General features: G+C 62.1%; 12 protein-coding genes. 4 read left to right on the top strand and 8 right to left on the bottom strand.

Annotated features, from left to right (window positions below; all coding sequences use genetic code 11):
- Nucleotide 1 precedes the first annotated feature (1 nt).
- The 3 genes from AC1DIJ_RS22935 to AC1DIJ_RS22925 form a co-directional block, all read right to left on the bottom strand.
- Nucleotides 2-2,569 (bottom strand): HWE histidine kinase domain-containing protein, encoded by a 2,568-nt coding sequence (locus tag AC1DIJ_RS22935; protein ID WP_112390447.1) that lies wholly within the window; start codon nt 2,567-2,569, stop codon nt 2-4.
- The gene (locus tag AC1DIJ_RS22930) at nt 2,566-3,102 is read right to left on the bottom strand and encodes a biliverdin-producing heme oxygenase (protein WP_112390448.1); all 537 of its coding nucleotides are present in this window, start codon (nt 3,100-3,102) and stop codon (nt 2,566-2,568) included. Before AC1DIJ_RS22930 ends, AC1DIJ_RS22935 begins: the two co-directional genes overlap by 4 nt.
- Before the next feature lie 143 nt (nt 3,103-3,245).
- Nucleotides 3,246-4,145: a LysR family transcriptional regulator gene (locus tag AC1DIJ_RS22925; protein WP_112390449.1), complete on the bottom strand. Its 900-nt coding sequence runs from the start codon at nt 4,143-4,145 to the stop codon at nt 3,246-3,248.
- 108 nt (nt 4,146-4,253) lie between these two features.
- On the opposite strand from AC1DIJ_RS22925, the gene AC1DIJ_RS22920 reads away from it, so the two are divergent.
- Nucleotides 4,254-5,267 (top strand): zinc-dependent alcohol dehydrogenase family protein, encoded by a 1,014-nt coding sequence (locus tag AC1DIJ_RS22920; RefSeq protein ID WP_112390450.1) that lies wholly within the window; start codon nt 4,254-4,256, stop codon nt 5,265-5,267.
- A gap of 38 nt (nt 5,268-5,305) precedes the next feature.
- On the opposite strand, the gene AC1DIJ_RS22915 is transcribed toward AC1DIJ_RS22920, so the two are convergent.
- Nucleotides 5,306-5,713, bottom strand: a complete 408-nt coding sequence (locus tag AC1DIJ_RS22915; protein ID WP_112390451.1) for a rhodanese-like domain-containing protein — start codon at nt 5,711-5,713, stop codon at nt 5,306-5,308.
- A gap of 68 nt (nt 5,714-5,781) precedes the next feature.
- Here AC1DIJ_RS22915 and ftrA point away from each other — a divergent pair, with 68 nt between their 5' ends.
- Nucleotides 5,782-6,762 carry a transcriptional regulator FtrA gene (ftrA, locus tag AC1DIJ_RS22910; RefSeq protein WP_112390452.1) on the top strand — a complete coding sequence of 327 codons (981 nt, stop codon included), beginning with the start codon at nt 5,782-5,784 and terminating at the stop codon, nt 6,760-6,762.
- 94 nt (nt 6,763-6,856) lie between these two features.
- Here the strand turns inward: ftrA and preA are convergent, their stop codons facing one another.
- The 4 genes from preA to AC1DIJ_RS22890 form a co-directional block, all read right to left on the bottom strand.
- Nucleotides 6,857-8,170, bottom strand: coding sequence for an NAD-dependent dihydropyrimidine dehydrogenase subunit PreA (gene preA, locus AC1DIJ_RS22905; protein ID WP_112390453.1), 1,314 nt, complete (start codon nt 8,168-8,170; stop codon nt 6,857-6,859).
- A 15-nt stretch (nt 8,171-8,185) separates the two neighbouring features.
- Nucleotides 8,186-9,547 (bottom strand): NAD(P)-dependent oxidoreductase, encoded by a 1,362-nt coding sequence (locus AC1DIJ_RS22900; protein WP_112390454.1) that lies wholly within the window; start codon nt 9,545-9,547, stop codon nt 8,186-8,188.
- Nucleotides 9,548-9,965: 418 nt separating this feature from the next.
- Nucleotides 9,966-10,961: a sensor histidine kinase gene (locus AC1DIJ_RS22895; protein ID WP_477831566.1), complete on the bottom strand. Its 996-nt coding sequence runs from the start codon at nt 10,959-10,961 to the stop codon at nt 9,966-9,968.
- 192 nt (nt 10,962-11,153) lie between these two features.
- Nucleotides 11,154-11,948, bottom strand: a complete 795-nt coding sequence (locus tag AC1DIJ_RS22890) for a response regulator (protein WP_112390455.1) — start codon at nt 11,946-11,948, stop codon at nt 11,154-11,156.
- A 265-nt stretch (nt 11,949-12,213) separates the two neighbouring features.
- Here AC1DIJ_RS22890 and AC1DIJ_RS22885 point away from each other — a divergent pair, with 265 nt between their 5' ends.
- Entirely contained in the window at nt 12,214-12,417 is a 204-nt protein-coding gene (locus AC1DIJ_RS22885) for a NepR family anti-sigma factor (RefSeq protein ID WP_112390456.1), read from the top strand.
- Nucleotides 12,418-12,426: 9 nt separating this feature from the next.
- Nucleotides 12,427-12,981 (top strand): RNA polymerase sigma factor, encoded by a 555-nt coding sequence (locus AC1DIJ_RS22880; protein WP_112390457.1) that lies wholly within the window; start codon nt 12,427-12,429, stop codon nt 12,979-12,981.
- Nucleotides 12,982-13,246: the final 265 nt, after the last annotated feature.

The following is a 13,246-nucleotide window of genomic DNA, read 5'->3' as shown; positions in this document are numbered from 1 at the left end:
GTCAGACCTTCTTCAATGGCATCATCTTGTCGAGCGCCGCCGCGACGCTTTCGATCGTATAGGGCTTCTGCAGGATGTTGGCGCCGCTGAAGTTCTTGGCGACCGCTTCGCCGTACCCCGTTGCAAAGACAAGCGGCGTGCCTGCCTGCACCAGTTTCTCGGCGACCGGGAAGCTGGTCTCGTCGCCGAGATTGACGTCGAGCACGGCGAGATCGAAATGCTTCTCCGCCACATATTCGAGAGCCTGATAGACGCTCGGCGCCAGTGTCACATCCTTGGCGCCAAGCTGCAGGAAGATATCCTCGCCGTCCATGGCGATGATCAAATTGTCTTCGACCAGCAGGATGCTGCAGCCCTGCAGCGGTTTCTCGGAAATGATCGTCGCGGTCTTGGCGGCCGGTTGCTGGCGCACTTCCGGGACGATCGAGACCGGCCCATCGGCGAAGGTGACATATTTCGCCGGTATGGTGAAATCCGCCTGCAGCCCCTTGGGCTCATAGCGCACCTCGGCTTTGCCGCCGAGATCGTAGGGGATCGAGTGGCGGATGATGGTGGTGCCGAAGCCCTGCCGTTTCGGCGCCTTTACCGGCGGACCGTCGCTCTCGCGCCATTCGACCAGCAGATTGCCCGTGTCGTCCTCGGTCCAGGCGACGCTGACCGTTCCGCTGTCGCAGAGGCTGCCGTATTTGGCACTGTTGGTAACGAGTTCGTGGAAGACAAGGGCCGCCGTCGAGAAGGCCTGCGGGCCGAGCAGCACTTCTTCGCCGCGCATGACCACGCGCGCAGCATTCTTGCCGAGATAGGCGGCGGCTTCGGCCTGCAGCAGCGAGCGCAGCGAAGCCGGGGCCCAATGATCCCGGGTGATCTGGTCGTGAGCTCGTGACAGCGCCTGAACGCGACCTTCCAACTGGCCGACATATTCGCCGATATCGCCATCGCTGGTGCGCGACTGGCGGATCAGGCCGCTGATCAGGCTGAGGATATTGCGGACGCGGTGATTCAGCTCGGCGATCAGGATTTCCTGGCGCTCGTTTGCCTGCTGGCGCACCGCACTCGCCTCGTCGGCAAGGCGCAGGATGACCTCGATCAGCGTGACGCGGATCGTATCGGCCACGCGCTTTTCGGCCGAGGTGAAGGGGTGCGAGCGCCCCCGGACCAGTTCCGACCAGCTTTCGAAGCTCTTGCGCGGTGTCAGGCGCGGGCCGTTCGGCCCGTATTCGACCGGCTTGTGCGGGTCGCCAGCCCAGCGGACGGTGCGGACGATCTCCTGGCGGAACAGGATCACATAGTCACGCGGCGAGCGCGAAATCGGGATCGCCATCAGGCCGGCGACCGTGCCGTCGATATCGCTGTCCGGCCAGAATTCCTGCAGATGGTCGGTGGTGAAGACACGGCCCGACGAGGTACGGTTCAGCACCTTCACCAGGCCGGAGAACTGCTCCTGCGTCGGCGAAAGCCCGGTCAGCGCCGAGCGGCCGTTGATCCAGACGCCGATGCCATCGGCGGGAATGGCGTCCGAGAGCGCGTCGATCAGCCAGGTCGGGTCGTCGAGCAGGCTGGCATTGTCGGCGACCGAGGTCAGCAGCCTGTCGGCGATCTGGCGGGCCTTGGTTTCGAATTCCAGCGCCAGCCGTCGCTCGCGGCTTTCGAGGCGAGAGGCGAACATCTGGCCGAAAAGCTCGGAGGTCGAACGCCGCTCGAAAGAGGGCAGGCGGGCGGAATAATGGTGGCAGGCAAACAGGCCCCAGAGCTTGCCGTCGACGATGATCGAGATCGACAACGAGGCGCCGACGCCCATGTTCTTCAAATATTCGATGTGGATCGGCGAGACCGAGCGCAGGATCGACATCGACAGATCCAGCGGGCGGCTGTGCTCGTCGAGCTCTGGATGGATGGCGACAGGCGTCGCATCGATATCGGCAATGACGCGGAAGAGGTTGCGGACATAGAGCGCGCGGGCCTGAACCGGGATGTCGGAGGCCGGATAGTGCAGGCCGAGGAAGGAGCCTATGCCGGGGCGCGCCGCTTCGGCGACGACTTCGCCAGATCCCTTTTCGTCGAAACGATAGACCATGACGCGGTCGAAACCGGTCAGCGCTCGGGCCTGGCGGGCGCCTTCGCGGTAGAAGGCTTCCAGCGTCTGCGCCTGGTCGAGACGGGCCATCATGCTGCGGATCGACATGGTCGCGCCGCCCTGGGCACCGTCCTGCGAGGGCTCGGCCTCGATGATGACCTGACCGTCGCTGATGTGGAGCGCCACGTCGAAGGCAGCACCGTTCTCGGAAAATTGCACGCCGAAAAGCCGCTCGACGATATCAGGGCCCCTAATGACGGCAAGGCGGTTTCGAAGCGTATGCAGCGTCTGCGGCATGATCACTTCGGACAGTGGGCGGCCGAGTACATCCTTGTAGCTGACGCCGATGAACTGTTCGAGATTTTCGGAAGCGCGGGCAACCAGCCAATCGGCCGAGGAGACGAGCAGGAAGCCGAACGGCTGGATGGCGCCGAGGCGGTGGATCGGTTCGCGGTCGCAATTCGTCAGGTCGACGCGGTCGAAGGTTTCGCTCACGAGGCGGCCATCTCCAGTTCCATCTCGGCAGCCTTGCGGAAGAGTGCAAAGACGGCGCGGGCAGCCTCGACGGCCCCCGCTTCATCGGCGCCTGCACTATCGAGCATATCCATGAAAGCCTTCATGCCGCCCTTGGGGCCGAAGGGGCTGAGATAGGCGGATGGCAGCCCTTCGCCGACGGCCTTGGCCAGCATCGCGCCGCCGAGCTTCGAGCCTTCAAGCACATAGACGGCGCCGAGAAGCGCTGCATCGTCTTGCATCAAAGGCGCATCGAGAGAAGGCGGCAGCGGCGCATTCATGGCTGCGAGGTCGTCGAGCAACAGATCGCGGCGGCGGCGCTCCGCCCAGTCGGGGATCAGCCGCTCGATGCCGGCTTCTTCCAGCGCTATCTCAACGGCCGGAACGGCGCGGGCGTGGGCGGAGAGGAAGGCTCCGTAATCTGCTTTACGTCCGAGATCGAACCGGCCGAAAATTTGATCAACATCAGCGTGGCAATCGCTGGTGCCGGCGCGCAGCGCAGTTCGAAGTGACATGGTTATTGCAAATCCGGTTGATGGTGGCCGATGCACCGCCCCGTACGGCGCATCATCATGGCGATATACGGCAGCATTTCATGATTTCCAGTGAATACAATAAAAAATTCAGCCACTTCAGCGGCTTGGTAAATTTCAAAACGTCACTCCATCAGGCCGGGCAATCTCGCAACCAGCGCATCGATGGCGAGGCGGACTTTCGGCAGCATGACGGGCGAGCGCGGCCATATCGCATGCGACTGGAAAATGACCGGGCGCACGTCTTTCAGCACCCGCACCAGGCGCCCGGCGGCAACGTGCTCACGCACCATCCAGCAGGGCAGCCAAACGAGGCCGGCACCTTCGATCGCCACGTCGCAGATGGTGGCGAGATCGTCGAGCCGCATCCGCGATTTCGGCAGAACCTGCCGCCAGGGTTCGTCGTCGGTCGGGAACACCCAGGTGCGGTGCTTGTCCTGCCGGCCATAGATGATGCCGACGTGTTTGGGGATATCTTCCAGCGACTGCGGCGTGCCGTGTTTGGCGAGGTAATCGGGCGAGGCGCAGACGGTCAGCCGCTGGTGGGCGACGAGCCGCGCCATCATGTCCTGATCGTCCTTGAGCGGCCCGTTGCGGATCGCCAGATCGTAGCCGTCTTCAAGAAGATCGATGATCCGGTCGTTGAAGGACAGGTCGAGTTCCAGTTCGGGATGGTCGTCGAGCAGTGAAATCAGGATCGGCGCAATGCATTGCCGACCGAAGATAACTGGCATGGACACCCGCAGTTTGCCGCGCACGGTCTGCTTGCCGGCCTCCAGAAGCGCTTCGCCGATCTTGATCTCTTCCAGAGCCCTCAGGCAGCGCTCGTAGAAGAAGCGGCCTTCCTCCGTCAGGCTCTGCGAGCGGGTGGTGCGGTGGAAGAGGCGGACGCCGAGGCGCTCTTCGAGCCTGGCGATCGTCTTGCCGACAGCGGATCGCGTCAGGTTCAGGCCGCTTGCGGCGGCTGAAAATCCGCCTGCTTCGACGACCTCGACGAAGACGGAGATACCGCCAAGCTTTTCCATGAATTGTATCCTCAAGGGAACCTATCTTGGGAATTTATATCGCAACTGCCGCCATCTTTTCAACGATAGCATGGCTCTCTTCGCTGAATATGCAAAGGAGCACATGCGATGACCAAGATAAGGCAGTGGACGATCGACGGCATCGGCCCACAGAACCTGACGATATCGGAAGGACGGATGGACGATCCCTCGGGGCGCGATATTCTGGTGCGGACCGAGGCCGTCTCGCTGAATTATCGCGACAAGCTGATGCTCGAAACCGGCATGGGGTTGCCGCTGCAATTTCCCCTCGTGCCGGCCTCCGATATGGCGGGTGTCGTCGAAGCCGTCGGCCCCGGTGTGACGCGCTTCAAGCCGGGAGACCGGGTGATCTCGACCTTCTCTCCCGGCTGGATCGACGGCACGAATGCCGGGAATGCGCGCAACCCGCCCTACCGCACGCTCGGCGGCTTCTATCCCGGCGTGCTTTCCGACTATCTGACCTTTTCCGAAGACTGGTTCGCCAGGGCGCCGGACAGCCTCGATGCGGCCGAGGCCAGCACCTTGCCCTGCGCCGGCCTGACCGCCTGGTTCGCGCTGATCGAGCGCGGCCATCTCAAGGCCGGACAGAAGGTGCTGATCCAGGGGACCGGCGGCGTTGCGCTGTTCGGCGTGCAGATCGCCAAGGCCCATGGCGCCGAGGTTTTCATCACCTCAGGCAGCGCGGAGAAACTCGAGCGCGCCCGCGCCATCGGAGCCGACCACGGTTTCGGGCGGGAAAACTGGGTGGAGACGCTTTATAGCCTGACAGGCGATTACGGTGTGGATCACATTCTGGAAATCGCCGGTGGCGCCAATTTTGGCGAGGCGCTTAAGGCGGTTGCCGTCGGCGGGCATATCCATGTCATCGGCGTACTCGACGGTTTCGAGGTGTCCGGTCCCATCGGGCCGCTGCTTCTGAAATCACCGACGGTGCAGGGCATCAGCGTCGGCCATCGCCGGGCGCTTGAGGATCTCGTCCGCGCCGTCGATGTTTCAGGCATCAAGCCGGTCATCGATCATCGCTACGCTTTCGAGGAACTGCCGGAGGCGCTGGCGCATCTTGACCGCGGCCCATTCGGCAAACTCGTCATCGAATTCTGAGAAACCGGCTCCCGCAATCGCGCGGGAGCCTTCCATCCTCACGCCGCGGCCGCTTCGCTCTCGAAGCGGAAGCCTTCATCGGCCCAGCCTGTCATGCCGCCGATCATCACCTTCACCTGCTTGCCGAGACGGGCGAGGCGGAGCGCTGCCTTGTCGGTGCCGTTGCAATGCGGACCGGCGCAATAGACGACGAAGAGCGTATCCTCCGGCCATTCCGACATGCGATGCGCTGTCATCTTGCCATGCGGCAGGTTGATGGCACCGGGGATGTGCGAGGCGGCAAACATTGTGGGCGAGCGGACGTCGAGCAGCACGAAATCGGCATTGCCTGCAGCAAGCGATGCGTGGACATCCCAGCAATCCGTCTCGAAGGCGAGCTTGCGGGCATAATAGGCGGCGGTGGCTTCCGGCGAGGCGGCTGGGGTTTCGCTGACGTGGCTTGGCATGGGCGGTTCCTTTCGTTCGGGTTGCCGCCCGTTATCGCCGATGCTATGGCTTGGCAAAATTGGCCAGGATGACGATCAGCGTAAAGATCATGCCAAATGGACCTCATGTCGCGGTGCTGGCCTATGACGGGCTCTGCACCTTCGAATTCGGCATTGCCTACGAAGTCTTCGGCCTGCCACGTCCGGAGATGGGCGAGGGCTGGTACCGCTATTCGGTCTGCGGCATCGAGCCGGGGCCGTTGCTGGCCGCAGGCGGATTGACCGTCTCTGCCGATCACGGCCTCGACGTCCTCGAACATGCAGACCTGATCGTGGTTCCCGGCTGGCGGGCGATCGATGCGCCGGTACCCGACGATCTGATCGCCGCACTGCGCGCTGCCCATCAGCGCGGCGCCCGCATCATGTCGCTCTGCTCAGGCGTCGCGGTGCTGGCGGCATCAGGGCTGCTGTCCGGACGCCGGGCGACGACGCATTGGCGCTATGTCGCCGCGATTGCGGGGCGCTACCCCGATATCACCTTCGACGCCGGCGTTCTCTACATGGACGAGGGCAGCATTCTGACCGCGGCGGGAAGTGCGGCGGGGATCGATCTCTGCCTGCATGTCGTGCGTGGCGATTTCGGGGCCGAGGCCGCAAACAGCGTCGCCCGCCGCCTCGTCCTGCCGCCGCATCGCGAGGGCGGGCAGGCGCAATTCATCCATGCGCCGGTGCCGCAGGAGCGCGAAGGCATCCGGCTCGGGCCGCTGATCGAATGGATGCGCGAAAGGCTCGATGAGGAGCAGCCGATCACCCTGCTTGCCGAAAAAGCTGGCATGAGCCAGCGCACATTCCAGCGGCGTTTCGAGAAGACGACAGGCCTTAGCGTCGGCGAATGGCTGCTGAAGGAGCGCCTGCGCCACGCGCGCGAACTTCTGGAAAAACCGGCCGCCACCTCGCTCGACGACATCGCCGCCGCCAGTGGCTTCGGGACAGTGGCAACGATGCGCCACCATTTTCGCAAGCGGCTCGGAACGAGCCCGGGGGCGTACCGGAAGACGTTTGCGGGGTGAGTGCCTCCGGCCACCCTCATCCCTGTGACGAGCACAGGAATGAGGGAGGTGGATGGGGCACGCCGCCGAGCAAAATCCTCCGCGGCGCCAGTCTTTACTCCGCGGCCTGTCTCGCCATCGGGTTGTTCGGATGCGTCGTCCAGTTGGCATAGTTCGGATCGACGGTCTTGCCGGTGCGTTCGTCCAGCGCGCCGGCGGGCAGGGCTTCCATCGTGATGCAGTTCTCGACCGGACAGACGTTGACGCAGAGATTGCAGCCGACGCATTCGTCTTCCATCACCTCGAAGTGGCGGACGCCATCAACGAACTGGGTGATCGCCTGGTGCGAGGTGTCCTCGCAGGCGATGTGGCAGCGGCCGCATTTGATGCATGCGTCCTGGTCGATCTTCGCCTTGGCGATGTAATTGAGGTTCAGGTACTGCCAGTCCGAGACGTTCGGAACAGCGCGGCCTGTGATGTCGTCGAGGTTGCGGTGGCCCTTGGCGTCCATCCAGTCGGAGAGGCCGGAGATCATCTCCTGGACGATCTTGAAGCCGTAGGTCATGGCTGCGGTGCAGACCTGCACGTTGCCGGCGCCGAGAACGAGGAACTCGGCGGCATCTCGCCAGGTCGTCACGCCGCCGATGCCGGAGATCGGCAGGCCATAGGTCTCGGGATCGCGGGCGATCTCGGCGACCATGTTGAGCGCGATCGGCTTGACGGCCGGGCCGCAATAGCCGCCGTGGCTGCCGCGTCCGTCGATCGAGGGTTCCGGCGAGAAGGTGTCGAGATTAACAGCGGTGATCGAGTTGATCGTGTTGATCAGCGAGACTGCATCGGTGCCGCCCGATTTCGCAGCGCGGGCCGGTTTGCGGATGTCGGTGATATTAGGCGTCAGCTTGGTGATGACGGGCATGCGGGTATATTGCTTGCACCAGCGCACCACCATCTCGATATACTCGGGCACCTGACCGACCGCGGCACCCATGCCGCGCTCGGACATGCCGTGCGGACAGCCGAAGTTGAGCTCGATGCCGTCTGCGCCGGTCTCTTCGACCAGCGGCAGGATCGCCTTCCAGCTCTCCTCCTCGCAAGGCACCATGATCGAGGCGATGAGCGCGCGATCCGGCCAGTTCATCTTCACCTGCTTCATTTCGCGCAGGTTGGTGTAGAGGTCGCGGTCGGTGATCAGCTCGATATTGTTGAGGCCGAGCAGGCGGCGGTCGGCGCCCCAGATCGCGCCGTAGCGCGGGCCGTTGACGTTGACAACAGGCGGGCCTTCCTCGCCAAGCGTCTTCCAGACCACGCCGCCCCAGCCCGCCTTGAAGGCGCGCTCGACATTGTAGGCCTTGTCGGTCGGCGGCGCAGACGCCAGCCAGAACGGGTTCGGGGACTTGATGCCCACGAAATTATTGCGGAGATCAGCCATTGTTCATTCTCCCCTTCACGCGACGGCAACGGCCGGCTGCAAACCTGCAGTCAGCATGCGGTTGATCGATTCGGCGGCATCGCGGCCCTGCGCCACGGCCGAGACGGTGAGGTCGTCACCGCCGAGCACGCAGTCGCCCCCGGCCCAGACGCCTTCGATCGAGGTTTGCCCTTCGGCATCGATGGTGATGCGGCCGTTTTCCATGCGCAGTGCCCCGAGGCCGGAGGCCTCGAAGGTCTGGCCGATCGCCTTGAAGATCTGATCGGCGGCGATGACGCCGGTTTCGCCCGTTGTCACCAGACGGCCCTCGGCAAGCGCGGTATATTCGACCTCGATACCGGCGACCTTGCCGTTGTTGGCGACGATCGATTTCGGCGCCAGCCAGTGGCGGATGATGACGCCCTTGGAGCTTGCGAGATCCTGTTCGAATTCCGAGGCGTTCATGTGTTCCTTGCCGCGGCGGTAGCAGATCGTCACCTCTTCGGCGCCGAGCAGTTTTGCCTGGACGGCGGCGTCGATCGCCGTCATGCCTCCGCCGAGAACGACGACGCGGCGGCCGATGGCGATCGCGCCCTTGTCTGCAGACTGGCGCAGACCGGCGATGAAATCGACGGCGTCCTCGACACCCGGCAGGCTCTCGCCATCGACCTTCAGGGCATTGACGCCGGCAAGACCGAGACCGAGGAAGACGGCGTCATATTGCTGCTGCAGATCGGAGAGCGAGAAGTCGCGGCCGAGCTGCTCGCCGTTCCTGACCTCGATACCGCCGATCGAAAGGACGTAATCGACCTCCTTCTGGGCGAAGTCGTCCACCGACTTGTAGGTGGCGATGCCATATTCGTTGAGGCCGCCGGATTTCGGCTTGGCGTCGTAGATGACGACGTCGTGGCCATTGACCGCAAGGCGGTGGGCGGCGGCAAGACCGGCCGGGCCGGCGCCGACGACGGCGATCTTCTTGCCCGAGGAAGCGGCGCGATCGTAGAACTGGCGGCCGGCGTTCATCGCGGCGTCAGTCGCGTAGCGCTGCAGGCGGCCGATCTCGACAGGCTTCTCTTCTGCCGTGTTGCGCACGCAGGCCTGTTCGCAGAGCTCTTCGGTGGGACAGACGCGGGCGCACATGCCGCCGAGGATGTTCTGGTCGAAGATCGTCTTCGCCGAACCCAGCGGGTTGCCTGTCGATATCTGCCGGATGAACAGCGGGATATCGATGGAGGTGGGACAGGCCGTCATGCACGGCGCGTCGTAGCAGAAATAACAGCGGTCGGAAGCGACCAGCGCCTCGTGCTTGTCGAGGCGCGGATGAAGATCGGAAAAGTTCGCGTCATACTCGGCGGGCGAAAGCCGGCCGGCATGAATCCCAGTTTCCAGACGTTCCATTGAAGTTCCCTCATTATTGGTAAAACGGCCTGTGAGGGAAAGCGTAACTCAGGTCTAAAAATTTATCAAATGGTAAAATTTTGGAATGTTTTGTAGCCTATCAGGCTGATTTCATGTTGTTTTTTGTTTTGGAATCGTGAGCTGAAATGCTGCCTGGGGCTGGGCGCTCAGGGCCAGGCAAAAAAAGATTCACAAAAGTCCACTTTTTTTCCGCAGCGTTGGAACCAAAGGTTAACGGCGCCGTTATTGGGATATCCAGATGATGACCGCATCGACCCAACATGCGCGCCCCCAACCCATCATCCGGATCTTACTCACGGTCCCCTCCCGGTGAGTAAAAACAGCCAGTGCGCCGCCCTCGCACTGGCTGTTTTACTTTGTCCGGTTTGCAGCGCTGTAACGGGAGACGGGGGCTATCTCACGCCCGCTTGAGGATTTCGAATTCGGTCTCGGGAACGAGCAGCGAGTACTCGATGCGCCCGGGGATCAGCTTCAGTTCTGCCTTGCCATTCATAGAGGAAGGCACCACGCGTTCTAGAACTGTCTTGCCGAAGCTGTTTTCGCTGAATTCATGGATCTCGGTCTTATCAGGCAGCGCTTCCGCCCAAGTGACTTCGATCGCCCGCCTGCCGTTCAGTTCCGCCTCGCGGCAGTTCAGCGTGATCGACGCCGCGCCGCCGGCGATGGCGCCGAAGGAGGCGGAGTTGACGATGAGTTCGTGCAGCGCCAGTCCGAGATGGACGGCGGCGTTCGGCGTCATATGGGCGTTGATCCCATAGATCGGCAGCGAGCCAGCAGTCTCCGGCCAGTAGGGCGCGAACTGTTTTTGGGCGAGCTCGAACAGATAGGCGCCGCGCCAGCTGGAATCGGTAATCAGGTCCTGCGAATTGGAGAGCGACTGCAGGCGGCCGCGGAATTTCACCAGAAAGCCATCGAGCGACAGCGTGTTTCTTGCCGTCTGTGTGGCGATGCCTTGGATGATCGCCAGCAAGTTCTTGGAGCGGTGCGAGAGTTCGCGCAGCAGCGACTTTAGGACCTTCTCGCGGTGGCGGGTTTCTGTCACTTCGGAAAGCACCGTCAGCACGCCATGGCTGTCGCGTTCGCTGGCGCGCTCGACCTTCAGCTCGTAGCTGCGCATCTCGCCGCCGACATTCACTTCGATTTCTGCGGTCGTGGCGAGCCCGGTGTCGAGCACCTTCAGTTTCAACGCATGGAGATAGTCGCCATAGGCGCTGCCGAACAGATCGGCGTCCGTCATGCCGGGTCTGAATAAATCTTGGAAATGAGCGGGGAGATTCTCGGCATATGCCATCTCAAGCCTTGAGTCCTGGAAGACAATCGAGATTCCGGCGCTGCGCAGCGCCCGCTCCATCATTGCGGCCTTGCCATCCGTGCGGAACGGCTTGCCGGTCAATGGTTCTGTCGTATTCACCAAGCCGCCTTTCCTTCGATCCGTCTGGTGCAGCTGGATAGAAGTTGGCCCATCAGCCAACCCGCCGGTCAGTTTATAACCAAGCGTTGCAGAAACAGTTAAAGCCGCCGGAGCGCACCAGTCATGCTGGAACGCCCCGGCTATTGCTTTGTTCCGTCATCCGGAAACCCGGTATCAGGCTGCAACCTTGGTGGATTCATTGAAGAACAGCGCCTGGCTGATCAACGCCTTGACCATGTCGGGGTTGAAGGGTTTCGTGACAAGGAATGTCGGCTCCGGACGCTCGCCGGTCAGCAGGCGTTCGGGGAAGGCGGTGATGAAGATCACCGGCACGTTCGAGGTCTTCAGGATGTCGTTCACCGCATCGATGCCGGAACTGCCGTCGGCAAGCTGGATATCGGCGAGAACCATGCTCGGCTTGGTCTTGTTGTAAAGCGCAACCGCCTCGGTATGCGTGCGGGCAATGCCGGTGACCCGGTGGCCGAGGCTTTCGACCATCTGCTCGATATCCATCGCGATCAGCGGTTCGTCTTCGATGATCATGATGTCTGTCGCCACCTGGCGGGAAATTTCCTGCGAGGCGGTGTCCAGAAGGCCCATCACGTCCTGTTCGGCGATCTCAAGGATCTCGGCGATTTCGCCGACGCGGAAGTTCTCGACCGATGCGAGAATGAAGGCTTGGCGGGCGCGGGGAGAAACCTTGGCGAGATTGACGGTCGCGCGCTGTTCCCAGGCGTAGGGAGACGCCGGTTCCGGAATCTGGACTGCCGTGGAACCAAACAGTTTGGTGAACAGTTTGTAGAGTGCAACACGGTCGTTCGCGGTATCCGGGAAAATGGATAGGTCGGCGATGATTGCCTCAAGCACGGCGGCTACGTAGGCGTCGCCAGAGGTCTGAGTGCCGGTAAGAGCCCGGGAATAGCGACGCAGATAAGGAAGGTGCGGCGCAATTCGAGTAGAAAGTGTCATTAAAAACTCCCGTCTGTAGGCCGGTAACTGGCGCTAATGAGGCAGAAACGTGAGACGGGTAAAAAAGTTCCGGAGCTTGCGGAACTTTTTTCAGACAGCCGCATTATCCTGCCGACGAATAAAGGGCGCACCAGCTTGAAGCAGGACTTAGGCAGCGTATCGGCATCAACTGCCCAACAGGCAGCTGGTGCTATCGGTGTCGATAGCCGCTTTCAACGGAAAAGCTGCCCGGTTTTACAGACAACAGGCGAGAAGTGACGATTTAATGGCTACACAGCAGAATGAAGAAAGAGATCAGCAGCGGCTGGATGTAAGGGCGAGCGATATTCTCGATCCCAACAACCAGATCGGTGTGAAGCTTCGCTCGCTTTACGCGGCGGCGCAGGATGAGGCCATTCCAGACCGGTTCCTTGATTTGCTCGAAAAGCTCGACCAGGCCGAAATGGCCTCGGCGAAGCTGGCAGAATAGGGTGAGCTGATGGAAAAAGAGCAACCGAGCTTCAAGCGCGAGATGCTGGCAGCCCTGCCAAGCCTGCGCGCATTCGCCATCTCGCTGACCGGCCGCCACGACCGCGCCGACGATCTCGTTCAAGACACCATCATGAAGGCCTGGGCCAAGCAGGACCATTTCGAGATGGGCACCAACATGAAGGCGTGGCTGTTCACGATCCTGCGCAACGAGCTTTATAGCCAGATGCGCAAGAGCGGCCGCGAAATCCAGGACAGCGACGGCCTGTTTACCGAGTCCATGGCGATGCATCCGTCGCAATATGGCGCGCTCGATCTGCAGGATTTCAAGAAGGCGCTCGATCAGCTGCCGCCGGACCAGCGTGAAGCGATCATTCTCGTCGGCGCTTCGGGCTTTTCCTACGAAGAGGCCGCGGAAATCTGCGAATGCGCCGTCGGCACGATCAAGAGCCGCGTGAACCGCGCCCGCCAGCGGCTGCAGGAACTGCTGCAGATCACCGGCGAAGCCGACTTCGGCCCGGATGCAACATCGGCGCCACTGACATCGAAGGCCTTTGCCTTCTAACAAAGGGATACTTGGGAGGAAAAAGCCGGCTGCCTGAAAAGGCGCCGGCTTTTTTGTTTTGCGTCGACTTGGAAAGGTTTGCGACCCGGGGCCCCCCTCATCCGGCTGCCGCCACCTTGTAACTTCCCTTTATCCGCTATCGAGGCTGTAATGCCGATCGCGGTGGCGGATGGAAGACCGACGCACCTTTGGGACACCAAGCCCGTGGGAGAGCCTGGGTCTCCGTCCGCCGTTCCATTGAACCCGAACAGTCGCCAGGGCCGCT

It is taken from the genome of Rhizobium sp. 10N427 (assembly GCF_056394605.1).
Note: the sequence above shows the minus strand (reverse complement) of the source record. Positions and strands in the feature narration are given on the sequence as shown.

Coding starts and splice junctions, on each gene's coding strand:
- AC1DIJ_RS22930 (WP_112390448.1), bottom strand. CDS start 3,102: ATGTCACTTCGAACTGCGCTGCGCGCCGGCACCAGCGATTGCCACGCT.
- AC1DIJ_RS22925 (WP_112390449.1), bottom strand. CDS start 4,145: ATGGAAAAGCTTGGCGGTATCTCCGTCTTCGTCGAGGTCGTCGAAGCA.
- AC1DIJ_RS22920 (WP_112390450.1), top strand. CDS start 4,254: ATGACCAAGATAAGGCAGTGGACGATCGACGGCATCGGCCCACAGAAC.
- AC1DIJ_RS22915 (WP_112390451.1), bottom strand. CDS start 5,713: ATGCCAAGCCACGTCAGCGAAACCCCAGCCGCCTCGCCGGAAGCCACC.
- ftrA (WP_112390452.1), top strand. CDS start 5,782: ATGACGATCAGCGTAAAGATCATGCCAAATGGACCTCATGTCGCGGTG.
- preA (WP_112390453.1), bottom strand. CDS start 8,170: ATGGCTGATCTCCGCAATAATTTCGTGGGCATCAAGTCCCCGAACCCG.
- AC1DIJ_RS22900 (WP_112390454.1), bottom strand. CDS start 9,547: ATGGAACGTCTGGAAACTGGGATTCATGCCGGCCGGCTTTCGCCCGCC.
- AC1DIJ_RS22890 (WP_112390455.1), bottom strand. CDS start 11,948: ATGACACTTTCTACTCGAATTGCGCCGCACCTTCCTTATCTGCGTCGC.
- AC1DIJ_RS22885 (WP_112390456.1), top strand. CDS start 12,214: ATGGCTACACAGCAGAATGAAGAAAGAGATCAGCAGCGGCTGGATGTA.
- AC1DIJ_RS22880 (WP_112390457.1), top strand. CDS start 12,427: ATGGAAAAAGAGCAACCGAGCTTCAAGCGCGAGATGCTGGCAGCCCTG.